Origin of the sequence: Microbacterium psychrotolerans (genome assembly GCF_031085295.1) — a bacterium.
In the GTDB taxonomy this organism is placed as follows: domain Bacteria; phylum Actinomycetota; class Actinomycetes; order Actinomycetales; family Microbacteriaceae; genus Microbacterium; species Microbacterium psychrotolerans.
In genome coordinates this window covers 715,840-739,036 of the sequence record NZ_JAVFWO010000002.1, presented here as the reverse complement: position 1 = coordinate 739,036, position 23,197 = coordinate 715,840, and the positions used below count along the sequence as shown (strand labels likewise).

25 protein-coding genes are annotated in these 23,197 nt (G+C 71.2%); 8 read left to right on the top strand and 17 right to left on the bottom strand.

Translation table 11 applies throughout. From position 1 onward, the window contains the following. The first annotated feature begins 12 nt into the window (after positions 1 to 12). The 4 genes from sufC to Q9R08_RS08210 all read left to right on the top strand — a co-directional run bounded on the left by sufC (position 13) and on the right by Q9R08_RS08210 (position 3,742). A complete protein-coding gene (gene sufC, locus Q9R08_RS08225; RefSeq protein ID WP_308867413.1) occupies positions 13 to 807 on the top strand; it encodes a Fe-S cluster assembly ATPase SufC in 795 nt (264 codons plus the stop codon). Between the two features lie 9 nt (positions 808 to 816). Then, entirely contained in the window at positions 817 to 1,146 is a 330-nt protein-coding gene (locus tag Q9R08_RS08220; RefSeq protein WP_194415642.1) for a metal-sulfur cluster assembly factor, read from the top strand. A gap of 68 nt (positions 1,147 to 1,214) precedes the next feature. Next, a complete protein-coding gene (locus Q9R08_RS08215) occupies positions 1,215 to 2,375 on the top strand; it encodes a MalY/PatB family protein (RefSeq protein WP_308867412.1) in 1,161 nt (386 codons plus the stop codon). Continuing rightward, positions 2,372 to 3,742: an MFS transporter gene (locus Q9R08_RS08210; RefSeq protein WP_308867410.1), complete on the top strand. Its 1,371-nt coding sequence runs from the start codon at positions 2,372 to 2,374 to the stop codon at positions 3,740 to 3,742. The genes Q9R08_RS08215 and Q9R08_RS08210 overlap by 4 nt, the downstream gene beginning before the upstream one ends. 33 nt (positions 3,743 to 3,775) lie before the next feature. On the opposite strand, the gene Q9R08_RS08205 is transcribed toward Q9R08_RS08210, so the two are convergent. The 10 genes from Q9R08_RS08205 to Q9R08_RS08160 all read right to left on the bottom strand — a co-directional run bounded on the left by Q9R08_RS08205 (position 3,776) and on the right by Q9R08_RS08160 (position 13,584). Further along, entirely contained in the window at positions 3,776 to 4,687 is a 912-nt protein-coding gene (locus Q9R08_RS08205) for a siderophore-interacting protein (RefSeq protein ID WP_308867409.1), read from the bottom strand. 11 nt (positions 4,688 to 4,698) lie between these two features. Then, positions 4,699 to 5,544 (bottom strand): ABC transporter ATP-binding protein, encoded by an 846-nt coding sequence (locus Q9R08_RS08200; RefSeq protein WP_308867408.1) that lies wholly within the window; start codon positions 5,542 to 5,544, stop codon positions 4,699 to 4,701. Further along, on the bottom strand, positions 5,541 to 6,554 hold the full coding sequence (locus Q9R08_RS08195; protein ID WP_308867694.1) for a FecCD family ABC transporter permease: 1,014 nt from the start codon (positions 6,552 to 6,554) through the stop codon (positions 5,541 to 5,543). Before Q9R08_RS08195 ends, Q9R08_RS08200 begins: the two co-directional genes overlap by 4 nt. 32 nt (positions 6,555 to 6,586) lie before the next feature. Then, positions 6,587 to 7,633, bottom strand: coding sequence for a FecCD family ABC transporter permease (locus Q9R08_RS08190; RefSeq protein WP_308867407.1), 1,047 nt, complete (start codon positions 7,631 to 7,633; stop codon positions 6,587 to 6,589). Between the two features lie 22 nt (positions 7,634 to 7,655). Further along, a complete protein-coding gene (locus Q9R08_RS08185) occupies positions 7,656 to 8,681 on the bottom strand; it encodes an iron-siderophore ABC transporter substrate-binding protein (RefSeq protein WP_308867406.1) in 1,026 nt (341 codons plus the stop codon). Between the two features lie 174 nt (positions 8,682 to 8,855). Beyond that, positions 8,856 to 9,503, bottom strand: coding sequence for a biotin transporter BioY (locus tag Q9R08_RS08180; protein WP_308867405.1), 648 nt, complete (start codon positions 9,501 to 9,503; stop codon positions 8,856 to 8,858). A gap of 124 nt (positions 9,504 to 9,627) precedes the next feature. Next, positions 9,628 to 10,923, bottom strand: a complete 1,296-nt coding sequence (locus Q9R08_RS08175; RefSeq protein ID WP_308867404.1) for an acyltransferase family protein — start codon at positions 10,921 to 10,923, stop codon at positions 9,628 to 9,630. A gap of 95 nt (positions 10,924 to 11,018) precedes the next feature. Then, a complete protein-coding gene (locus Q9R08_RS08170; RefSeq protein ID WP_308867403.1) occupies positions 11,019 to 11,690 on the bottom strand; it encodes a response regulator in 672 nt (223 codons plus the stop codon). Beyond that, positions 11,687 to 12,949, bottom strand: a complete 1,263-nt coding sequence (locus tag Q9R08_RS08165; RefSeq protein WP_308867402.1) for a sensor histidine kinase — start codon at positions 12,947 to 12,949, stop codon at positions 11,687 to 11,689. Before Q9R08_RS08165 ends, Q9R08_RS08170 begins: the two co-directional genes overlap by 4 nt. Before the next feature lie 26 nt (positions 12,950 to 12,975). Beyond that, complete coding sequence (locus tag Q9R08_RS08160; protein WP_308867401.1) at positions 12,976 to 13,584, bottom strand: DedA family protein; 609 nt, start codon at positions 13,582 to 13,584, stop codon at positions 12,976 to 12,978. A 164-nt stretch (positions 13,585 to 13,748) separates the two neighbouring features. Between Q9R08_RS08160 and Q9R08_RS08155 the strand changes: the two genes are divergently transcribed. Then, positions 13,749 to 15,347, top strand: a complete 1,599-nt coding sequence (locus Q9R08_RS08155; RefSeq protein ID WP_308867400.1) for an ABC-F family ATP-binding cassette domain-containing protein — start codon at positions 13,749 to 13,751, stop codon at positions 15,345 to 15,347. A gap of 114 nt (positions 15,348 to 15,461) precedes the next feature. Here the strand turns inward: Q9R08_RS08155 and Q9R08_RS08150 are convergent, their stop codons facing one another. The 4 genes from Q9R08_RS08150 to Q9R08_RS08135 all read right to left on the bottom strand — a co-directional run bounded on the left by Q9R08_RS08150 (position 15,462) and on the right by Q9R08_RS08135 (position 17,533). Beyond that, positions 15,462 to 16,358 carry an SURF1 family cytochrome oxidase biogenesis protein gene (locus Q9R08_RS08150; RefSeq protein ID WP_308867399.1) on the bottom strand — a complete coding sequence of 299 codons (897 nt, stop codon included), beginning with the start codon at positions 16,356 to 16,358 and terminating at the stop codon, positions 15,462 to 15,464. After that, the gene (locus Q9R08_RS08145; RefSeq protein ID WP_308867398.1) at positions 16,355 to 16,585 is read right to left on the bottom strand and encodes a hypothetical protein; all 231 of its coding nucleotides are present in this window, start codon (positions 16,583 to 16,585) and stop codon (positions 16,355 to 16,357) included. Before Q9R08_RS08145 ends, Q9R08_RS08150 begins: the two co-directional genes overlap by 4 nt. After that, positions 16,582 to 16,947, bottom strand: coding sequence for a DUF3099 domain-containing protein (locus Q9R08_RS08140; protein WP_308867397.1), 366 nt, complete (start codon positions 16,945 to 16,947; stop codon positions 16,582 to 16,584). The genes Q9R08_RS08145 and Q9R08_RS08140 overlap by 4 nt, the downstream gene beginning before the upstream one ends. 67 nt (positions 16,948 to 17,014) lie before the next feature. Next, complete coding sequence (locus tag Q9R08_RS08135; RefSeq protein ID WP_308867396.1) at positions 17,015 to 17,533, bottom strand: DUF4190 domain-containing protein; 519 nt, start codon at positions 17,531 to 17,533, stop codon at positions 17,015 to 17,017. 126 nt (positions 17,534 to 17,659) lie between these two features. On the opposite strand from Q9R08_RS08135, the gene fabG reads away from it, so the two are divergent. Then, positions 17,660 to 18,370, top strand: coding sequence for a 3-oxoacyl-ACP reductase FabG (fabG, locus tag Q9R08_RS08130; RefSeq protein ID WP_308867395.1), 711 nt, complete (start codon positions 17,660 to 17,662; stop codon positions 18,368 to 18,370). Positions 18,371 to 18,416: 46 nt separating this feature from the next. Here the strand turns inward: fabG and Q9R08_RS08125 are convergent, their stop codons facing one another. From Q9R08_RS08125 to Q9R08_RS08115, 3 genes are all read right to left on the bottom strand, one after another. Then, a complete protein-coding gene (locus Q9R08_RS08125; protein WP_308867394.1) occupies positions 18,417 to 19,124 on the bottom strand; it encodes an alpha/beta fold hydrolase in 708 nt (235 codons plus the stop codon). Between the two features lie 71 nt (positions 19,125 to 19,195). Further along, entirely contained in the window at positions 19,196 to 19,837 is a 642-nt protein-coding gene (gene serB, locus Q9R08_RS08120; RefSeq protein ID WP_308867393.1) for a phosphoserine phosphatase SerB, read from the bottom strand. A gap of 43 nt (positions 19,838 to 19,880) precedes the next feature. Then, positions 19,881 to 21,125, bottom strand: coding sequence for a glucose-1-phosphate adenylyltransferase (locus Q9R08_RS08115; protein WP_308867392.1), 1,245 nt, complete (start codon positions 21,123 to 21,125; stop codon positions 19,881 to 19,883). 48 nt (positions 21,126 to 21,173) lie between these two features. On the opposite strand from Q9R08_RS08115, the gene glgA reads away from it, so the two are divergent. Then, on the top strand, positions 21,174 to 22,367 hold the full coding sequence (glgA, locus tag Q9R08_RS08110; protein WP_308867391.1) for a glycogen synthase: 1,194 nt from the start codon (positions 21,174 to 21,176) through the stop codon (positions 22,365 to 22,367). Positions 22,368 to 22,376: 9 nt separating this feature from the next. Then, entirely contained in the window at positions 22,377 to 23,162 is a 786-nt protein-coding gene (locus Q9R08_RS08105) for an ABC transporter ATP-binding protein (RefSeq protein WP_308867390.1), read from the top strand. Positions 23,163 to 23,197: the final 35 nt, after the last annotated feature.

The following is a 23,197-nucleotide window of genomic DNA, read 5'->3' as shown; positions in this document are numbered from 1 at the left end:
AGGTACTGAAGAATGTCTGTTCTCGAGATCCGCGACCTCCATGTGACGGTCGAGACGGATGCTGGCACCACGCCGATCCTCAACGGTCTGTCGCTCACGATCCGCACGGGCGAGACCCACGCGATCATGGGTCCCAACGGCTCGGGCAAGTCGACGCTCGCCTACACGATCGCCGGCCACCCGAAGTACACCGTCACGAGCGGCTCGATCACGCTCGACGGCGAGGACGTCCTCGCGATGTCGGTCGACGAGCGGGCGCGCGCCGGTCTGTTCCTGGCGATGCAGTACCCGGTCGAGATCCCGGGCGTGACCGTCACGAACTTCCTCCGCACCGCGAAGACCGCGATCGACGGCGAGGCGCCCTCGATCCGCACGTGGACCAAGGACGTCAAGGCGTCGATGAAGAACCTGCGCATGGACCCCAAGTTCGCGCAGCGCAACGTCAACGAGGGCTTCTCCGGCGGCGAGAAGAAGCGCCACGAGATCCTCCAGCTGGAGCTGCTGCGGCCGCAGATCGCCGTTCTCGACGAGACCGACTCGGGCCTCGACGTGGACGCGCTGAAGATCGTCTCGGAGGGTGTCAACCGCGCCAAGGCCGACAACGACCTCGGTGTGCTGCTCATCACGCACTACACCCGCATCCTGCGGTACATCCATCCCGACTTCGTGCACGTGATGGTGCAGGGGCGCATCGTCGAGGAGGGCGGCCCGGAGCTCGCCGACCGGCTCGAGGACGAGGGCTACGACCGCTACCTCCCCGCGGGCGAAGAGGAGCCCGCCGAGGCTCCCGTCGCCAGCGAAGCGTAGGATCGACCTATGACGGCGACCCTCACTTCCGAGAAGTACGACGAGGTGACCGAGGCCCTCAAGGACGTCATGGACCCGGAGCTCGGGATCAACGTCGTCGACCTCGGCCTCATCTACGATCTCGCATGGGACGACGAGAACGACGCGCTGGTCATCCACATGACCCTCACGTCGGCCGGCTGCCCGCTCACGGACGTGCTCGAGGAACAGACCGCACAGGCGCTCGACGACATCGTCGAGCGGTTCCGCATCAACTGGGTGTGGATGCCGCCGTGGGGCCCCGAGCGCATCACCGACGACGGGCGCGACATGATGCGCGCGCTCGGCTTCGCGATCTGACGCCTGGGCCGGTTTCACACGGTGACACGCGGCGGCGGCATGTCGCCGCGGCTCGATAGGGTCGAATGATGAGCGTCACCCCCCTGAAAGCACTGCCCCTCGACGAGCTGCGTCAGCGCACGAGCACGAAGTGGCGGAAGTACGGGGAGGACGTGCTGCCGTTCTTCGTGGCCGAGACCGACTACGCCCTGGCGCCCGAGATCACGCGCGTCCTGACGCGAGCGGTGCAGCTCGGGGACACCGGCTACACCCCGCCCGACCCCGGAGTCCGCGAGGCCTTCGCCGGCTTCGCCGAGCGCCGCTGGGGGTGGAACGTCGACCCCGCCGACGTGTTCTGGACGGGCGATGTCATGATGGGCGTGGTCGAGATCCTGCGCAAGGTCATCGAGCCGGGTGACCGTGTCGTGGTCATGCCTCCCGTGTACCCGCCGTTCTACGACACCGTCGAGGAGGCGGGAGGTGTCGTCGAGCGTGTGCCGCTCACGGCGAGCGAGGCAGGCTGGGAGATCGACCTCCTCGGCGTGGAGACCGCCCTCTTGAGCGGCGCACGCGCCGTGCTGCTGTGCAACCCGCATAATCCCACGGGGACCGTGCACACGCCCGAGAGCCTGGCGGCGCTGGCGGATGTCGCCGAGCGGTTCGGCGCGACCGTGATCAGCGACGAGATCCACGGTCCGCTGACCTACGCGCCGACGGCGTTCACGCCGTTCCTGGCGGCGTCGGATTCGGCGCGACGCGTCGGCTACGCGGTGACCAGCGCGAGCAAGACCTTCAACCTCGCCGGCCTCAAGTGCGCGGTGATGGTCGCCGGCGGCGACCCCCAGCGCGCCAAGCTGCGCTCGCTGCCGTGGGAGGTCGAGTGGCGTACCGGCCTGTTCGGCGCGCTCTCGAACGTCGCGGCCTATTCGCCCGAGAGCGACGAGTGGCTGGCGAGTCTGCTCGCCGCCCTGGACGCCAACCGCCTGCTCCTGGCGGAGCTGCTCGCCGAGCACCTGCCGCAGGCGCGCTACCTGCCGCCCGACGCCGGCTTCCTGGCGTGGGTCGACCTGTCGGCGTACGGCTGGGGCGACAACCCCGCGGTGAAGGTGCTGCGCGACGCGAGGGTGGCGCTGCATCACGGACCGCTGTTCGGCGTCGAGGGCACGGGGCACGTCCGCATCAACTTCGGGTGCGCGCCCGAGCTGCTCCGCGAGGCGGTGGAGCGCATCGGCGCCCTGGCGCGATCATGAAGACGGCGTCCGAGCCCTCGACGGGCATCTGGCAGGGCCGGTTCGTCTGGGTGACGGTCGGCGCCGTCGCCCTGATCTTCCTCGCGGCGATCCAGTCACTCGCGGTGACGACGGTGATGCCGGTGGTGAGCGCCGACCTCGACGGTGAGCGCCTCTACGCCGTGGCGTTCGCCGGAACTCTCGCCACGAGCGTCATCGGCATGGTCGCCGTCGGCGCGTGGTGCGATCGTGGCGGCGTGCTCGCACCGCTGAGCACGGCGGTCGGCCTGTTCGTCATCGGACTGCTCATCTCGGGCCTCGCCCTCACGATGCCGGCGCTGGTCGCCGGGCGGCTGGTGCAGGGCCTCGGCACCGGCGGGCAGACCGTGGCGCTGTACGTGGTCGTCGCCCGTGTCTATCCGGGTGCGATGCACGGTCGCGTCTTCGCGGCGTTCTCGGCCGCGTGGGTGGTGCCCTCGCTCATCGGCCCGTTCCTGGCGGGAGCCGTGACGGAGTTCCTGCACTGGCGGTGGGTCTTCCTGGGCGTCGCCGCGCTCACGGTCGTCGCCTTCGCCATGGTGGTGGCGCGCCTGCACGGCCTCCCGCTCCACACCGACGAGCCGGCGACCTCGCGCATCGCGCCGCGGCTGGCCTGCGCCGTGGCGGTCGCCGTCGGCGCCCTGGGCCTCAGCCTCGCGGGCGAACTGGGCACGTGGGCGTGGGCGGCGGTGGCGGTATCCGTCGTCGTCATCGGGCTCGCATCGCGGCCGCTGCTGCCGCGCGGCACATTGCTCGCCGCTCGCGGACTGCCGAGCGTGGTGCTGATGCGCGGGCTGATCGCCGGTGCGCTGTTCGGCGCCGAGATCTACGTGCCGTACCTGCTCATCGACGAGTACGGGTTCTCGCCGACATGGGCGGGGCTCGGCCTCACGGCCGCTGCGCTGGCGTGGGCGAGCGCCGCCGACGTGCAGGGCAGATCCGGCGACCGCATCGGCAACACCCGCATCACGCTGATCGGCACCGCGCTGCTCGTGGCGGCGCTGGTCGTCGCCGCAGCCACGGCGCTCCTCGGACTGCATCCCGCGGTCGTCATCGCGGGCTGGGCGCTCGCCGGTGGGGGCATGGGCCTGATGTACCCGCGCCTGACCGTGCTGACGCTGGCCTACTCGACCGCGCAGAACCAGGGGTTCAACTCGTCGGCGCTGTCGATCTCGGATGCCGTCGGCTCGGCGTCGTCGATCGCCGTGATGGGTCTCGTCTTCACCGCGCTGGCGGGGACGGATGCCGGATTCCCGGCCGTGTTCGTCATCGCCATGGTGCTCGCGCTCGGCGCCTTGGTACCCGGTCTCCGGCTCGGCCACGCGCACGAGGCGTCGCCGCGCGGCTGACGCCGGCGCGGCGCCGACCGCCCGAGGCGGTGCTCAGGTGTTCTCTGCGCGGCCGAGACGCCAGTAGCCCATGAACGCGACCGCGCGGCGGTCGACGCCGCGCTCCGACACCAGGTGGCGGCGCAGCGCCTTGATCGCACCGGCCTCGCCCGCGAGCCAGGCGTACAGCCGCGCGCTCTTGAGCGCGGCTCCGCCCTTGGCGGTGCGAGGCACCTCCCACAGGATGCCGGTGTCGATGTCGACCTCCTCGACGTCGGCGCCGGTGCCGGCAGGCACCAGCCGGGCCGCGGCATCCGTCACCGACTCGACCAGGTGCGCGTGACGGTCGCCGTCACCGCGCGCGCCGATGCGGTACTCGAAGCCGGGGTGCTGCGGGAGGTAGGCGGCGTCGTCGGCGTGCGGCAGCTCGACGGCCACCACTCCGCGCGCGTCGCGGGGCAGCTGCTCGAGGATCGCGGCGATCGCCGGAGCGGCCGTCTCATCACCGGCGAGCAGGATGGCGTCGACGCGGGCCGGCGGCACGAAGTCGATGCCGAAGCTCACGCCGCTGTGCGCCGCGGTCGGCGCGTAGATGAGCACCTCGTCCCCTATGCGCGCGCGGGCGATCCAGTCGGAGGCCGGCCCGATCACGTCGTGCGACACCATGTCGACGTCGACCTCGCCGACGTGATTGCGGACGTACCGGGTCGTGTACGTGCGGAACGGCAGACGCCGGTCGTCGGGAAGCTCACGCCACTGGGCGTACCAGTCGTCACCGGTCGGCATCTGGTCGAGGCCCAGCGTGCGCGTCGGGAACACGATCTTGACGCGCTGATCGAGACCCGGGTCCCCGTAGTCGCCGAGATCGTCGCCGCCGAACGTGAAGCGGCGGAAGCTCGGCGTCACATCGGCGATCGCGGTGACACGCGCGCGGAAGAAGCGGTAGGGCACATCGGCGTCGGACAACGGGGCTCCTGTCAGGATGAGGCGGACGCGCCGACGGACGCGGCGGCGGGCATCGTGGCGGACACGTGGTGCCGGCCGCGGGGGAGGACGATGGGGGACCCCGACACGGGATCGGGCACCACGAGCGCGTCGAGATCGAACACTTCGCGGATGAGCTCGCTCGTCATGACGTCGCCGGGGGCGCCCGCGGCGACGATCCGCCCGGCGCGCAGCGCGAACAGGTGGTCGGAGTAGCGTGCGGCGAGATTCATGTCGTGCAGCACCATCACGATCGTGGTGCCGCGCTCCCGGTTGAGGTCGGTGAGCAGATCGAGCACCTCGACCTGATGGGCGACGTCGAGGAACGTGGTGGGCTCGTCGAGCAGCAGGATGTCGGTCTCCTGCGCGAGCGCCATCGCGATCCACGCGCGCTGGCGCTGGCCGCCCGAGAGCTCGTCGACGGAGCGGTCGGCGAGGTCCTCGATCCCGGTCGCCGCGAGGGAGCGCGCGACGACCTCGTAGTCGTGGGCGCTCCAGCGCGCCAGCAGCTTCTGGTGAGGGTGACGGCCGCGTCCGACGAGGTCAGCGACCGCGATGCCCTCGGGGGCGATGGGGCTCTGCGGCAGCAGCCCCAGCGTCCGCGCGATCTCCTTGGTCGGGCGACCGTGCAGCGCCTTGCCGTCGAGGACGACCTGACCCTCTCGCGGTGAGATGAGGCGCGCGAGCGCGCGCAGCAGCGTCGACTTGCCGCATCCGTTCGCCCCCACGATCGCGGTGATGCTCCCGGGCGGGACGACGAGATCGAGGCCCTCGACGATCGTGCGGTCGCCGTATGACAGCGTCAGCTGCTCGGCCGACAGGCGGTGTGATTCGGTCATAGCGAGCCTCCCGCTCGATTCGTCCTGATGAGGAGGTAGATGAGGAAGGGGGCGCCGAGAACGCCGGTGACGACCCCGACCGGGTAGCGGCTGTCGAACGCGAATTGCCCGAGCAGATCGGCCAGCTGCACGAGCAGCGCCCCCACGAGGGCGGATGGCAGCAGGAGCGAGCCTCCCGGGCCGACGATCCGCGCCGCGATCGGGCCGGCCATGAACGCGACGAACGCGATGGGCCCGGTCGCGGCGGTCGCGAAGGCCAGCAGGGCCACGGCCGCCACGATGGTGATCACCCGGCTGCCCTGCAGTCGCACGCCGAGGCTCGCCGCCGCGTCGTCGCCGAGGCGCATGACGTTGAGGTCGCGGCCCCGGGACAGCAACGCCGGCACGAGCACCACGCTCGCGAGCGCGAGGGGAAGGACCGCCGACCAGGTGGCCCCGTTGAGGCTCCCGGTGAGCCAGCGCATGGCCGCCTGCAGGTCGTAGGACGCCGCCTTCGACAGGACGTAGGTGACCGCCGCATCCAGCATGGCTGCCACGCCGATGCCGATGAGGATCAGCCGCGTTCCGGCGAAGCCGCCCTTGTTCGAGAGCAGGTAGATCGCGAGTGCCGTCAGCAGCCCGCCGGCGACCGCGAGGATCGAGACGGCGGTGTCGTCGAGCGACAGGATGACGATGCCGAACACGGCGGCCGCGCTGGCGCCGGCCGTGATGCCGATGATGTCGGGAGACGCGAGCGGGTTGCGCAGCATCGTCTGGAACGTGACGCCGGCGATTCCGAACGCGCAGCCGGCGAGGATCGCGAGGACGGCGCGGGGCAGGCGCAGCTCGCCCACGGTGAACGACGCGCCCGGCACGGTCTCGCCGAGGATGACGCGCACGACGTCGTCGAGTCCGTAGAAGGTCTGCCCGATCATGAGCGAGGCGGCGAAGACGAGGACGACGCCGAGGGCGAGGGCGACGGTCACCGCGGTGCGCCGCCGCGCGCGGCGTCGACGACCGGTGACCACCATCTGGGCCGACACCGGGGAGAGGGTCTGGGTGCTCACAGCTCCCTCACCTTCTGGCGCCGGACGATCCAGATGAAGAACGGGGCGCCGACGAGCGCGGTCAGGATGCCGACCTCGATCTCGTCCGGTCGCGCGATGACACGACCGACGACGTCGGCTGCGAGCAGCAGGACCGCTCCGGCCACGGCCGAGAAGGGGAGGAGCCAGCGATGGTCGGTTCCGACGAGCAGCCGGCAGAAGTGGGGGATGATCAGGCCGACGAACGCGATAGGCCCGGCGATGGCGGTCGCGGCGCCGCACAGGATGACGGCGCCGGCCGACGCGATGAGCCGCGTGCGCATCACATGCTCGCCCAGACCGGTGGCGACGTCGTCGCCGAGCGCCAGCGAGTTCATGCCGCGGGCGCAGGCGATAGTGATGATCGCACCGATCGCGAGCACGGGGAGGATGGTGGCGATCCGCTCCCACGTCGCGCCGCCCACACCGCCGATCTGCCAGAACCGGAAGGTCTCGAGCAGGTCGACGCGGGGAAGGAGCACAGCGCTCACGAGCGACATGAAGGCGGCCGACGTCGCTGCTCCCGCCAGCGCCAGCTTGAGCGGCGTCGCGCCGCCGCGACCCAGCGAGCCGACGGTGTAGACGAAGACCGCGGCGCCGCCGGCGCCGATGATGGATGCCGCGATGAAGGCGTACGGGTCCGACATGCCGAAGAAGGCGATGCCGATGACCACGGCGAGCGCCGCTCCGCCCGAGATCCCCAGGATGCCGGGATCGGCGAGCGGGTTGCGGGTCACCGCCTGCATGGCCGCGCCCGACATCGCGAGCGCGGCGCCCACGGCGATCGCGAGCACGGTCCGGGGCAGGCGGGCGACTACGGCGGCCTGCGCGACGCCGCTCGTGTCGCCGGTGAGGCCGGCCAGGATGTCGGCCAGGCCGACATCGCGGGCACCGAACGCGACCGAGGCGACGCACAGCGCGGCGAGCACCGCGAGACACGCCGCGAGCCACGCCAGCCGCACCGCCGCCGGACGCCGCAGGGATGCGGCGTCCGGCAGCGTGGCGGAGGTCTCGATGACAGCCACTCCGATCAGACTCCGGGTGGGATCAGCCGAGCGCGCCGGCGAGCAGCGCGAAGTACTCATCGACGCCCCAGCCGATCGACAGCGGCGACGGGTTGGCCGAGGCGGCCAGCGGCGTCGACTCCTCGAGGATCGCGATCCGGCCTTCGGCGATGGCCGGGATCTGCGACAGCAGCGGGTCGGCCTGGAGCTGCGCGATGATCGAGCCGCTGGCGTCGCCGTAGGTGACGAAGACGTCGACGTCGGCGAAGCGGTCCGCCTGCTCGGCACTCACCGTGGTGTAGAAGGCCTCGCCGTCCGACTCCTCGGTCACGACGGTCGGCACGGGGAAGCCGAGGCTCTCGAGGAATCCGGGTCGCGTGTCGGTGCTCGTGTAAAAGCCGATCTGGCTGAAGTCCGACGGGTCGATGTACGAGAACAGCACGCGTGAGTCGGCCAGCTCCGGGTAGTCCGCGAGCGCGGCGTCGACTTCGCCGTGCAGCTCTTCGATGAGAGCATCGCCCTCCTCCGCCAGGCCCAGCGCCTGCGAGTTGAGGCGGATCGTGTCCTCGTACGACGTGCCCCACGCCGCCCCGGGGTAGGCGACGACCGGCGCGATCTTGGACAGCGTGTCGTACTCCTCCTGCGTGATGCCGGAGTTGGCGGCGAGAATCACGTCGGGCCGCGTGTCGGCGACCGCTTCGAAGTCGATCCCGTCGGTCTCGTCGAACAGCACGGGCGTCTCGGCGCCGAGTTCCTCGAGCTTGTCCTCGACCCAGGGCAGCACGCCGTCGCCGTCGTCGTCGCCCCACGTGACCTCGGCCATGCCGACCGGGACGACGCCGAGCGCCAGCGGCACCTCCTGGTTCGACCACGCCACCGTCGCGACGCGTTCGGGCTTGGACTCGATGACGGTCTCACCGTACGCGTGCTCGATCGTGACCGGGAAGCCGTCGTCGGACGCGGAGCCGGTCGTGGTGTCGTCGTCGGCGGCTGCGTTCGCGCACCCGACAAGGGCGATCGCGGTGATGGCGAGCATCGCGGTGGCAGCAGCGGGGCGGTTCAGGCGCACGGAATCCTCCGGAAGATTAGGTAAGGATGCCCTTATTCGGGCGCAGTAAGGCCAACCTTACCCAGCCGTTTTCCAGATTGCCAATCCGCGCCGACACATACCGCACGTGCACGACAGCCCCGGCCGATCCGGCCGGGGCTGTCGATGACGGATGCCTCGTGAGGAGGCATCCGGTCACTCCTTCGTCTTGTCCGCCGCGCGCACGAGCGCCCACGCGCCGGGGATGATCGCCGCGGCGAGCGCCGCCTTCACGAGGCCGCCGACGATGAACGGGAGCAGGCCCGCCTCGAGAAGGGCCCCGAACGAGTAGTCGAGACCCATGACCACGTTCAGGATGAACGCCATGTACGGGATGCCGAACAGGAACGGCACGGCGCTGGCCGCGGCGAAGCCGAGGAACGCCAGTGCGGGCCGGCGGTCCCAGGCGCGTTCGGCGAACCAGCCGGCGACGAATGCCGAGAAGATGAAGCCGATCACGAAGCCGAAGCTCGGCTTGCCGACGGCGGCGAGCGTACCGGTGAAGCCGGCGAAGACCGGGAGGCCGGCGAGCCCCACCAGCATGTAGGTCGTGAGCGCGGCGGCGCCGCGCCACGCCCCGAGGGCGGCGCCCACGACGATCACGCCGAGCGTCTGGCCCGTGATCGGGACAGGCCACAACGGGATCTCCACCTGGGCGAGGAGAGCGACGATGGTCGCACCGGCGATGACGAGACCGGCATCGAGAGCGAACGCGCGCGCGCGCGAGGACGGGCGGGCAATGACGTCGGCGAGCACGCGACGGGTCCCTGCGGAGGCGGTCGGGGCAGCGGCGATGGATGACATGGCACTCAGCCTAGAGGGACCCGCGCGGGGCTTCTTGGACGCTGTCCACCAATGATCGACCGATCCGCTGTCCGCCATCTACGACATCCGCGGTGTGGGCCGTGCCGCGGGGACGCACTCGCGCTCACGCGAGTGCCAGGCGTCGCGCGGTGGGCGCCGGCCCGCGCGCACTGTACAGGGCAGTACCGAGAAGCGCGACGGCCACCAGCGCGGTGACGACTGAGGTGCCCGCGACCAGCAGCATCGCGACGGCGGCCGTTCCCACCACGGCGGCCGTGCCCACACGCCACGCGGAGCGCGCCGCAGTGGGGGCGGGCAGGGCCTCGACCGGCGCGAGCGACCGTGCGACGAGGCCGGTCGCGGTGAGCGCCAGGGCCAGCCACAGCGGGCGGGTGAGCCACCACGACGCGCTGTCGACGGCCGGCAGCGGTGCCTCGGTCACCACCGCCGCGGCTGCGGTCAGTCCCGCGAGGCCCAGGAGGACGGGCATGTGCCACAGATACACGGTCATCGCACGCGGGGTGGCGAACTCGGTCAGCGCCGAGGGGAGCCGCCGCTCTGCGAGGCGCTCAAGTGGGCCGCGGAAGAGCGAGAACAGCGCGGTGTGCGCGATGCCGACCAGCAGCAGCGCCGTCGTGGGCGGGTTGATGTTGGCGACCAGATCGGGGGAGTGGATGCCGCTCGTGAACGAGATCGCGAGGCCTGCGACCGCCGAGATGACCCAGAGCGCCCGCGCTCGTCGCGACAGCGCATCGATCCGGCCGTCGGCGAGGAAGAACCCGAGCTGCTGCATCGCCAGCCAGACGAAGGCCAGGTTCAGGAATCCGAGTCCCTCGATTCCTGTCGTGAGCCGCGCGACGTCGACCACTGCCGCGGCCAGGGCGAGTGCGGCGATGCTGCGCAGCGGCGCCCGCTCGTGAAGGCGCAGCAGCGCGGGGAGAAGTGCCTGGCATACGAGGAAGACGCCGAGGAACCACAGCGGCTGCGCGAACCGGAATCCGGCCAGGGTCACGAGGTCGGAGGGCACCCCTGCCGCCGCGAGGAGCGCCAGCATCCCGCCCGCGGCGCCGATCGTGACGAGCGCGGGAAGGAGCAGGCGGTGTATGCGGCCCGCGACGAAGCCGACGCCGTCCACTCCCCGCGCTCGGGCCCTGCGGAACGCCGTCGCCCCGGAGAACCCGCCGATGACGAAGAACAACGGCATGACCTGGAGCGCCCAGCTGAGCGGCACGATCCACGCGGTGCCGTCGCTCGCGTTGACGAACGATGGCCCCGCATCGGTCACGGTGACGCCGACCATCATCGCGTGCAGGACCACCACCGCGCTGATGCACAGGGCACGGGCGAGGTCGATCGCGCGGTCTCTGCCGCCCGGTGCGGTCGGAGCGACCGCGGTGGCGGTGGGGTGGACGGTGGTCATGAGGCCTCCTCGGGGTACGTTCCGGAAGGCTATGGAGGCGGCGACACCGAGGGCATCGCTCCGTGGTGCTGTTGTCCTCTCACCCCGTGGGGTGATCAGGAGGCGGCTTCGACCAGGCCGGCGTCGTAGGCGAAGATGACCGCCTGCACCCGGTCGCGTGCGCCGAGCTTGGCCAGCACCTTGCCCACGTGGGTCTTCACGGTCTGCTCCGAGATGAAGAGCTCGCCGGCGATCTCGGCGTTCGAGCGTCCGCGGCCGATGAGGGTGAGCACCTCGCGCTCGCGATCGGTGAGTTCGCGGAGCGTTGCCGTCGCTCGGCCGGCCCGCGGCCGACGGGCGGCGAAGTGCTCGATCATGCGCCGGGTGACGCTCGGCGCGAGCAGCGCGTCGCCCGCGGCCACGACCCGCACCGCGTGCACCAGGTCCTCCGGCAGGGCGTCCTTGAGGAGGAACCCGCTCGCACCCGCCTCGAGCGCGTCGTAGACGTAGTCGTCGATGTCGAACGTGGTGAGCATGAGAATGCGCGGAACGTGCGCGGCGGCATAGCCGGGGCCCAGGATGCGGCGCGTCGCGGCGATGCCGTCGAGTTCCGGCATGCGCACGTCCATCAGCACGACGTCGGGGTTCAGCCGGGCGGACAGCGAGACGGCCTCGGCGCCGTCGGCGGCCTGGCCGACCACGCGGACATCCTCCTGGGCGTCGAGCAGGGCGGCGAAGCCCGCCCGCACCATGGCCTGGTCGTCGGCGATGAGGACGGAGATCGTCACTGTGGGCCTTCCGTGGTCGTCAAGGTGTCCGGGTCGGTCGCGATGCCGGCGAGGGGGATCAGGGCGCGCACCGTCCAGCCCCCGTCGGCGTCGCGTGCGGCAATGAGCTCACCGCCGACGAGTGCGGCGCGCTCGCGCATGCCGAGCAGCCCGTGTCCGCGCGGCGACGGCAGTGCCGGCGGCTGCGCGGGATCGGGCGGGCCGTTGCGGACGACGATGCGCACCGCCGCGGCATCGGCCTCCACCGCCAGCGTGACCCGCGTGCGGGGAGCATGGCGCACCGCGTTGCTCAGCGCTTCCTGCACGATGCGGAACGCCGCGATGTCGACCGCGCTCGGCACACCCTCGGGTGCCGGCGCGATGCTCGCGTCGATCTCGGCGCCCGCGCGACGGAGCCCCTGCACCAGGTCCGGGATGTCGCGCAGACCCTGCTGCGGGACCAGATCGACCTGCTGGTCATCGGTGCGCAAGACGCCGAGCAGCCGCCGCATCTCGGTGAGTCCCTCGCGTGCGGTCTGTGCGATCTCGTCGAACTCCTGGAGCGCCTCGTCGGAGAGCCCGGGGACGCGGTACCGCGCGGTCGACGCCTGCACCTGGATGAGCGACATCCCGTGCGCCACGACGTCGTGCAGCTCGCGCGCGATGCGGGTGCGCTCCTCGACCAGCACACGCCGGGACTGCTCGCTCGCCGTCAGCTCGCGTTCGCGGCTGAGCTCAGCGCCCACGCGCAAGCGGCTCGCGACCAGCACGGCCACGAGTAGCGCCGCCCCCGAGACCGACGTCACGATCACCAGGTTCACGATGCCTGCGGCCACGGGGAGGGCGCCCGCCAGCCCGATGACGACCGTGAGCGTGCCCACGATGGCGAGCAGCCACGCGACGAGCGCGAGACGCCAGCCGTGCACGATCGCGAGCACGCCGACGAAGAGGATGAGCACGAGCATCGCCGGAACCGACCACGGCCACGGCCACGTGGTGGCCGCCGCCTCTGCGGCGGGAAGCGGCAGGGCGACCGCGGCGACAGCGAACAGCGCGATCGACGACCGCGGGAACCAGACCGCGACCACGGGAGCGGCGCACAGCAGCGCGCCGAACAGGAACGCCAGCGGCGCCGGCTGCAGGTACAGAGCGATGTGCACCGGCACCAGCACGGAGAAGAGCGCGACCGACGCCAGCGCCAGCGCACCGAACGCGAACGTCCGCGGGCTCAGCCGGCGCTTCGCGGTCTCGGCAGCTGCCGGTGAGGAGGTCGCGCGCATCCTGTCATCCTGTCAGCCGTCGGCGTTCACACGGGCGCCGCGACACGGCGCGCGCGGAGCGCGATGACCCGATCGACGACGAGACCGATCGCGAGGGCCAGCACGATGCCCACCACCGCGCTGAGGAGCGGCTGGTCCTTCAGCCAGGCGCCGGCCAGGAGGCCGATCGCGATGCTGTAGGCGGCCCAGCACAGCCCCGCCGCCACGCTCAGGAGTGCGAACCGCCGCCACGGATAGCCCAGTGCGCCCGCGGAGAGGTTGACCGCCACCCGCCCGACCGGGATGAAGCGCGCGCCGAGGATGAGGCCTGCACCGCGACGGTCCAGTGCGGAGCCCGCCCATGCGAAGGCGCCGGCGACCCGCGGCCGCCGCATCCAGGCGAACCTGGTCGTACCCGTGCGCCGGCCGATGGCGAAGGCGATGTTGTCACCGACCGCGGCTCCGGCGGCCGCCACGACGCCGAGGAGCAGCAGATCCGGGCTGCCCGAGGATGCTGCGACCGCCGCCGCGGCGACCAGCACGGTCTCGCTAGGCACCGGCGGGAAGAAGCCGTCGACGATGGCGACGACGAGCATCACGAGGTACAGCCACGGCGAGGAGACAGCCTGCAAGACGAGGTCGGTGATGAGATCCACCCCGGAAAACTATGCGCGGGGTATGTGGCGCGGCATCCCTCTGAGGTATCGACCGGATCCCTCTGCGGAGGTATTCGGTCGATCGGGCGCGGAGGACGCCCCGTATACTGGATGGCTGGCCATTCGGTCATCACCCCTCTCCACCGACGGAACGGACATCCGCTGTGCTCGCCGTGCACGACCTCGAGATCCGCGTGGGCGCTCGCGTGCTCATGTCGGACGTCTCCTTCCGCGTGTCGGACGGCGACAAGATCGGACTGGTCGGCCGCAACGGCGCCGGCAAGACGACGCTGACCAAGGTGCTCGCGGGAGACCTCATCCCCGCCGACGGCAAGGTGGAGCGCTCCGGCGAACTCGGCTATCTGCCCCAGGACCCCCGGTCGGGCGATCCCGAGATGCTCGCCCGCACCCGCATCCTCGATGCTCGCGGCCTCGGCACCCTGGCGATCGGCATGCACGACGCGTCGCTCGCGATGGCCAGCGAGGACGAGGCCGTCGCCGCTCGCGCGATGCGCAAGTACGCCAACCTCACGGAGCGCTTCGAAGCGCTCGGCGGCTATGCGGCCGAGGCGGAGGCGGCGTCGATCGCTCACAACCTGTCGCTGCCGGATCGCATCCTCGACCAGCCGCTGAAGACCCTGTCGGGTGGTCAGCGCCGCCGCATCGAGCTCGCCCGCATCCTGTTCTCGGATGCACAGACGATGATCCTCGACGAGCCCACCAACCACCTCGACGCCGACAGCGTCGTATGGCTGCGCGAATTCCTCAAGGGTTACAAGGGCGGCCTGATCGTCATCAGCCACGATGTGGAGCTCGTCGGCGAGACGGTGAACCGCGTGTTCTACCTCGACGCGAACCGCCAGATCATCGACGTCTACAACATGAACTGGAAGAACTACCTGCGCCAGCGGGTGGCCGACGAGGAGCGCCGCAAGAAGGAGCGCGCCAACGTCGAGAAGAAGGCCACGGTGCTCCAGCAGCAGGCGGCCCGGTTCGGTGCCAAGGCGTCCAAGGCGGCAGCGGCCCACCAGATGGTGGCGCGCGCCGAGAAGATGCTCGCCGGGCTCGACGAGGTGCGCCAGGAGGAGCGCGTGGCCAAACTGCGCTTCCCGAAGCCGGCTCCGTGCGGCAAGACGCCGCTCATGGCGTCGGGACTGTCGAAGTCGTACGGCTCGCTCGAGATCTTCACCGACGTCGACCTCGCGATCGACCGCGGCTCGAAGGTCGTCATCCTGGGGCTCAACGGCGCCGGCAAGACGACGCTGCTGCGCATCCTCGCCGGTGTCGACCAGCCCGACACCGGGCAGCTCGAGCCCGGCCACGGCCTGAAGATCGGCTACTACGCGCAGGAGCACGAGAACCTCGACGTCTCGCGCTCGGTGCTCGAGAACATGATGTCGGCGGCGCCGGACATCACGGCGACCGAGGCGCGCAAGGTGCTCGGCTCGTTCTTGTTCACCGGCGACGACGTGCTCAAGCCCGCGGGTGTGCTTTCCGGCGGCGAGAAGACGCGTCTCTCGCTCGCGACGCTCGTGGTGTCGTCGGCGAACATGCTCCTGCTCGATGAGCCCACGAACAACCTCGACCCGGCGTCGCGGGAGGAGATCCTCGGTGCGCTCGCGCACTACGAGGGCGCCGTGGTGCTGGTGTCGCACGACGAGGGCGCCGTCGAGGCGCTCAACCCCGAGCGCGTGCTGATCCTGCCCGACGGTGTCGAAGACATCTGGGGTCGCGACTACGTCGACCTCGTCACCCTCGCCTGACGCCGTCGCGCGCACGGACGCGCAGATGAGGCGGCACGCGTCGGAGACGGATGCCGCGAACCGGCGTGTCGTCGAGAACCTCCGGGCGTCCGCTCTCGACGCGCTCGCTCGCGGTCAGCGGCCGGCGGCGTCGAGCAGGGCGTCCTCGTCCTCGGCGTCGCGGTCGCGGCGACGACGGGGAGCCGGCGGGGCCGGGGGAGCGTCATCCGATGATTCCGCCCCGGCGATCTCGGCATCCTCGGCGTCCTCGCGGCGGTGCCGCCGCTCGGTGCGGATGACGTAGCCGATGAAGACGAAGCCCATCACCGCGAAGAGGATCCACTGGATCGCGTACGACAGGTGCGGGCCGGGGTCGTCCGACGGCGGCTCGAGCGCGCTCGGCACGGTGGCCGGCGACGGGTCCTCCGAGACCATCACTCCGTAGGCGCTCTGCTCGAGGGCGTCGCCCACCTCGGCGGGGACGGTGTCGGCGATCAGCCCGAGGTTGATGGTCGGAACCTGTCCCTCCGGCGCCGAGCGGCCCGACGACGGCAGTGCCTCACCCGGCCGCAGTCGCACGACGACCGTCGCCTCACCGGACGGCGGTGCGGGCACGGCGTCGGGGACGGGCTGGTCCTGCCCGGGCGCCACCCAGCCGCGGTCGATGAGCAGAACCCGGCCGTCGTCCAGGCGGAACGGCACCAGAACCTCGAAGGCCGAGGTGCCGCCGTGCGGCCGGTTGCGGGCGAGGAGCTCGTCATCGGCGAGGTAGTTCCCGGTGAGGACGACCGGACGCCACTCGTCCTGCGGGTCCAGCTCGCCGCCGGCCGGGATGAGCTGGGCGAGCGGAACCGCCGGTGCGTCGTAGTTCTCGGCGACGAGGGCGAGCTGCCCGGAGCGCTCCTGGTTGCGCGTGAACTGCCAGTTCGACAGGAACGCGCACGCGATGGCGAACACCACGGCGAGCGCGATGTAGATCGCCCAGCGACCCGCGCGGGGGAGGTGCTGCATGCTGACGGAGCGACGGCTCATCGTGCGGTCTCCGTGGGAACGAGCGGCGCCACCCAGACCGGGAAGTCGCGCGCCGCGAGGAAGTCGCGCAGGTAGCCGACGTGCTCGTCGCACGCCACCCATGTCTTGCGTCGGTCCTCGGCGTGGATGCGGGGATTGCGCCAGTCGATGCGCCAGCTCGCGTCCGCGCGGCACCCTGCCCGCGAGCAGGTCGCGTCGACGGCCGGCTCGGGTACGACCTCGTTCATGCGGGCCTGTCGGGGGTGTTCGGAGCGGCGGGGCGCGTCTCTTCGATGCGGATCACACGCGCTGCGGGCGGTGGCAGCGGTGCCGTGGGCGCTGCCGGCAGAGCCGCCTCGGGGTCTTCGCGGCGGTTGCGGCGCCCCTCCTGGCCCACATTGGCCGACACGACCGCGATGTACGGAAGGAAGATGGCGGCCGCCCCGAAAACCCACGTGTACCAGCCGTACGGGGTGATGACGACCATGAGGACGAAGCACGCCACGCGGATGCCCATCGTCACGAGATACCGGATCGAGCGCGCGTCGACGTCGTCGCGCGGTGCGCGCGGCAGGGACGTGGCCGACGGGGCGTGGCTCGAGCTCTTCACGGTACTTCCAGGGTACGCCGGTTGCACCGCTCGGGAGCCCCGGGAACGTGTCCCGGGGCTCCGCGATTCAGTACGTGCCGCCGGTCTGCTGGTAGACCGACATGAAGAACGCGAAGAACGCGATCGCCGCGATGATGCCGATGATCGCCAGGCCCAGACCGACCCAGCCGACGATGGTGCCGGCAAGAGCCATGCCGCGTCCCTGCTCGCCGCTCGTCTTCAGCTGGTTGAGCGACATGTGGCCGGTGATGACACCGACGACCGAGCCGATGAACGGCAGGATGACGAAGCCCGAGATGGAGGCGATCAGCGAGACGATCGCCAGGGTGTTGGTCTTGGCCGGTGCGCCGTAGCCCGGTGCGGAGCCGTACGCGGGTGCGGCACCGTACGCCGGCGCGGTCCCGTAGGACGCAGCAGCGCCCGGGGTGGGGGCGCCGTAGGCCGGCGGGGGATACGCGCCCTGTGCGGGCGGCGGGTACGCGCCCGGGGCAGCCGGTGGCGCCGGCTGCGTTGCTCCCGGAGCGGGCGGAACGGGCGGGTACGCGCCCGGCTCCCGTGCGGGGTTCTGAGGGGTGGGGTCGCTCACGGCGGGCCTTTCGTCGGTGTCTGGACCCAGCGTCCCAGCGGCGCACCGGGGTGTCAAACGAGCCGGGGGCGCGAGGCGCGCGCCGATAGGCTGGTGCGGATCCGCCACAACCCCGGGAGTGCCACCATGTCCACCGATCGCGTCGTCCTCGTCACCGGCGGAAACCGCGGCATCGGCCGCGCCATCGCGGAGCGCTTCGTCGCCGAGGGGTACAAGGTCGCGGTGACCGCGCGCTCCGGCGAGGGACCCGCCGGCACACTCACCGTCCGTGCGGACGTGACGGATGCCGCATCCGTCGATGCCGCGTTCACCGAGGTCGAGAACGCGCTCGGCCCCGTCGAGATCGTCGTCGCGAACGCCGGCATCACGAAGGACACCCTGCTGCTGCGCATGACGGAGGACGACTTCGACAGCGTCGTCGCCACGAACCTCGGCGGCGCCTTCCGTGTCGTCAAGCGCGCCTCGAAGGGGATGCTGCGCGCGCGGTGGGGCCGCGTCGTGCTCATCTCGAGCGTCGTCGGCCTGTACGGCTCCGCCGGGCAGATCAACTACGCCGCGTCCAAGAGCGCTCTCGTGGGCTTCGCCCGCTCGCTCACCCGTGAACTCGGCGGACGCGGAATCACTGCGAACGTCGTGGCGCCCGGCTTCATCGAGACGGACATGACGGCCGAGCTCTCGGACGACACGCAGGCCGAGTACAAGAAGAGCATCCCGGCCGGGCGCTTCGCGTCGGCCGATGAGGTGGCCGGTGTGGTGACGTGGATCTCGTCCGACGACGCGGCCTACATCTCCGGAGCCGTCATCCCCGTCGACGGCGGCCTCGGCATGGGGCACTGACCCGGGCACGCACAGCCCCTCCGGCTCGTGAGGCCCGCGACCGGCGTCACGCGATCGCGCGGAGGATCGCCTCGGCGACAGCGCCGGGGCGGGAGAACTGCGGCCAGTGGCCGGTGGGGTCGCCCGGCGCACCGAGCTCGATCACTTCGAGCTTCTCGAGCGCGGCGAGCTCTGCCGCCCACGAGGGTGCCTTCTCGACGATCTCCCTGATCTGCGCCTCGGGCACCGTGCCGGTGATGATGGTGGCCGGCACCGCGCGGCGCCGTTCGTCGGAGAGCCGAATGGGATCGGTGGGCACCCGCTCGGGTACCGACTTCGCGCGAGCCGCGACATCCGCTCGTGTCTGGGGATCGAGGTCGGCGACGTCGGAATCGTCGAAGAAGTCCCACCCGGGGAACGGGACCACGCCGTCCACGACCGGGAACTCGGAGATGGACCCGCCTTCGCCCGGCGGGAACGTGTCGAGGAACACCACGTGGTCGACGCGGTCGGGGCGCGCGTCCACCGCCCCATAGGCGACGTTGCCGCCGCCGGAGTGTCCGACGACGGCCACAGGGCCGTCGAGCCGATCGAGAGCGTCGACGGTGGCGGCGACCCAGTCGGCGATGCCGATGCCGGCCGACTCGGCGCCGGGCGCGCCGACGCCCGGCATCGTCAGCGCGTGGGTGCGGTGCCCGGCGGATTCGAGGGCAGGGGCGACCTCGCCCCAGGAAGACGCGTCGAGCCACAGCCCGGGAACGAGGATGATGTGCATCCTCCGACGGTAGCGACGGCGACCGACATCCGGACCCCCCTTGCGCCCGCGGCGAAGCGGAGGGGCGCCGCCTACGGCAGCAGCGCGATGACCTCGGCGAGGTCCACCGGCCCGATGACCACGTCGGCGCGCGCGCGGACCGCGGGCTTGGCGTTGAACGCGACGCCCAGCCCGGCGACCGCCATCATCTCGAGGTCGTTGGCGCCGTCGCCGATGGCGATGGTGGACGCGATCGGCACGCCGCGGTCGGCGGCCCATTCGCGCAGCGCCGCGGCCTTGCCTGCGGCATCCACGATCCCGCCGTCGACGTGCCCGCTCAGCACGCCGCCGCGCGTCGCCAGCCGATTCGCGCGCCAGACGTCCACGCCGAGGTCGGGGGCGACGGTGTCGAGGATCTCGTGGAACCCACCAGACACGACGCCCACGGCGCCGCCGCGCTCGTGCACGGCGGCGATGAGCTCGCGCACCCCGGGCGTGGGCTCGATGCGGGCCAGCACGCGCGCGAACGCGGCGACCGGCACGCCCTGGAGCGCCTCGACGCGCGAGCGCAGGCTGCTCGCGAAGTCGACCTCGCCGCGCATGGCCGCTTCGGTCGCCGCCGCCACCTCGGCGCCGCGCCCTGCCTCATCGGCGATCAGCTCGATGACCTCGTTGCGGATGAGGGTCGAGTCGGCGTCGAGCACGACGAGGAAGCGGGCGGCAGCGGCAGGCACCCTTCCACGCTAGCGGCGTGCGCATGCCGCGCCCGACCGCGTGTCATCGCTCGACGCGGAATCCCTTGCCGACGACCGTGATGCCGCTGTCGGTGATCGTGAAGCCGCGCGCGAGATCCTTCTCGCGATCGACGCCGACGGTCGCCCCGTCTTCGAGCACCACGTTCTTGTCGAGGATCGCGCGGTGCACGCGGGCGCCCGCGCCCACGTGCACATGGTCGAAGAGCACCGAGTCGGTGATCGTCGAGCCGCCGCCGGCGAGCGTCCAGGGACCCACCACGCTGCGCTCCAGGTGGGTGCCCGACAGCACCGAGCCGAGCGACACGATCGAGTCGATCGCGTTGCCGATGCGGCCCACCGAGTCGCGCACGAACTTGGCGGGCGGTGAGTTGACGGCCTGCGAGTGGATCGGCCAGTCGGTGTTGTACAGGTTGAAGATCGGCAGCGTCGAGATCAGGTCGCGGTGGGCGTCGAAGAAGGAGTCGATCGTGCCGACGTCGCGCCAGTAGTACCGGTCGCGCGGGGTGGACCCGGGCACGTCGTTGCGGTTCATGTCGTAGACGCCGGCTTCGCCCCGATCGACGAAGTAGGGGATGATGTCGCCGCCCATGTCGTGGTTCGACGTCGGCAGCTCGCCGTCGGATTCGACCGCCTCGATCAGCGCGTCGGTGTCGAAGATGTAGTTGCCCATCGAGGCCAGCACCTGGTCCGGGGCGTCGCCGAGCCCGACGGGATTCTGCGGCTTCTCGAGGAACTCGCGGATGCGCACCGGGTCCTCGGGATCGACGTCGATGACACCGAACTGGTTCGCGAGCGAGATCGGCTGGCGGATGCCGGCGACCGTGGCCCGCGCCCCCGATTCGATGTGCGCGGCGAGCATCTGCCGGAAGTCCATCCGGTAGACGTGATCGGCGCCGATCACGATGACGATGTCGGGCTGCTCGTCGTTGATGAGGTTGAGGCTCTGCAGGATCGCGTCCGCCGAGCCCGAGAACCATCGCTTGCCGAGGCGCTGCTGCGCGGGCACCGAGGTGACGTAGGAATCCAGGAGCGCCGACATCCGCCAGGTCTGCGAGATGTGTCGGTCGAGGCTGTGGGACTTGTACTGCGTGAGCACGACGATCTGCCGCAGGCCCGAGTTGATGAGGTTCGAGATCGCGAAGTCGATGAGCCGGTACTGGCCGCCGAAGGGGACCGCGGGCTTGGCGCGATCCGCGGTCAACGGCATCAGCCGCTTCCCTTCGCCGCCGGCGAGGATGATTCCGAAGACCTTGGGTGCAGCTGGCATGGCCCCCACACTATGACGCGTTCCGGCCCGTGTACTAGCGTTCGACACATGCGAGTCGACATCGTCACCAAGGAGTACCCGCCGGAGATCTACGGCGGCGCCGGCGTGCACGTGACGGAGCTCGTGAAGGCGCTCCGCTCCCGTATGGACGTCCGGGTGCGCGCGTTCGGCGCCGACCGCGACGAGCAGGGGACGACGTCGTACGGCGTGCCCGCCGAGCTCTCCGGCGCGAACGCGGCGGTGCAGACGCTGGGCACCGACCTCGAGATCGTGTCGGATGTCGCGGGCGCCGACGTCGTGCACAGTCACACCTGGTATGCGAACCTCGCCGGGCAGCTGGCGTCGCTGCTCCACGGCATCCCGCACATCGTGACCGCCCACAGCCTGGAGCCCCTGCGGCCCTGGAAGGCGGAGCAGCTCGGGGGCGGCTACGCCGTCTCGAGCTGGATCGAGAAATCGGCCTACGAGGGCGCGGCGGCGATCGTCGCGGTCAGCAACGGCATGAGGGAAGACATCCTCCGCAGCTATCCGGCACTGGACCCAGACCGCGTGCGCGTGATCTACAACGGCATCGACGTCGACGCCTGGCATCCCGTCGAGGACCCGGCTCTGCTGGGGGAGCTCGGCATCGACCCCGCGCGTCCCTCGGTCGTCTTCGTCGGCCGGATCACGCGACAGAAGGGCCTGCCGTACTTCCTGCGTGCCGCCGAGCGGCTTCCGGCGGACGTGCAGGTCGTCCTGGCGGCCGGCGCGCCCGACACGCCCCAGATCATGGCGGAGGTGGAAGGCCTCGTGCGCGGCCTGCAGGAGACCCGCGGCGGTGTCGTCTGGCTGGACCGGATGCTGTCGCGCCACGAGCTGTGCACCATCCTCAGCGCGGCGACGACCTTCGTGTGCCCGTCGGTGTACGAGCCGCTCGGCATCGTGAACCTCGAGGCGATGGCGTGCGGCGCCGCGGTGGTCGGCACGGCGACCGGCGGCATCCCGGAGGTGGTCGTCGACGGTGTCACCGGGCGCCTCGTGCCCATCGAGCAGGTGCAGGACGGCACCGGAACGCCCACCGATCCCGAGCAGTACGTGGCGGATCTCGCGCGCGTGCTCACCGAGGTGGTCAGCGATCCGGAGCGCGCCCGGGAGTACGGCGCCGCGGGCCGCCGGCGTGCCACGGAGGACTTCAGCTGGCAGCGCATCGCCGACCAGACGGCCGAGCTCTACGCGGAGGTCGCCGCCGACGGCCGTTAGGCTGTGAGCATGCCACAGGTGCTCGAGTTCTCCGACGTCGTCGTCCGCCGAAACGCCCGGAACATCGTCGATCACCTGAACTGGACCATCAACGACGACGAGCGCTGGGTGGTGCTCGGACCGAACGGCGCCGGCAAGACGACCGTGCTTCAGATGGCCGACACGCTCCTTCACCCGACCTCGGGAACCGTGACGATCCTCGGTGAGCGGCTGGGCCGTACCGACGTCTTCGATCTGCGGCCGCGGATCGGATTCGCGTCCTCTGCGATGGCTCGTCGCGTGCCGCCCGAGGAGACGGTGCTCAACGTCGTGCTGACGGCCGCGTACTCGGTGCTGGGCCGCTGGCGCGAGGACTACGAAGACATCGACGAGCGGCGCGCCCTGCGGGTGCTGGCCGAGTGGAAGCTCGACCACCTCGCCGATCGGACGTTCGGCACCCTCAGCGACGGCGAGCAGAAGCGCGTGCAGATCGCGCGCGCCGTCATGACCGACCCCGAGCTGCTTCTCCTCGACGAGCCCACCGCGAGCCTCGACCTCGGCGCGCGCGAAGAGCTGCTGATCCTGCTCAGCGGCTATGCCCAGGCGCCCACCACACCGGCGATGATCATGGTCACGCATCACGTGGAGGAGATCCCGATCGGCTTCACGCACGTGCTGCTGCTGCGTGACGGCCAGGCGGTGGCGTCCGGCCCCATCCGCGAGACCCTCACGGCCGAGGCCCTGACCGACACGTTCGGCGTTCCCATCCGCCTCACCGAGGACGGCGGCCGCTTCGCCGCGCGCGCCGCGCACTGAAGCCCTCCGAGGGCCGGTTCGGCAAGCGCTCGCGA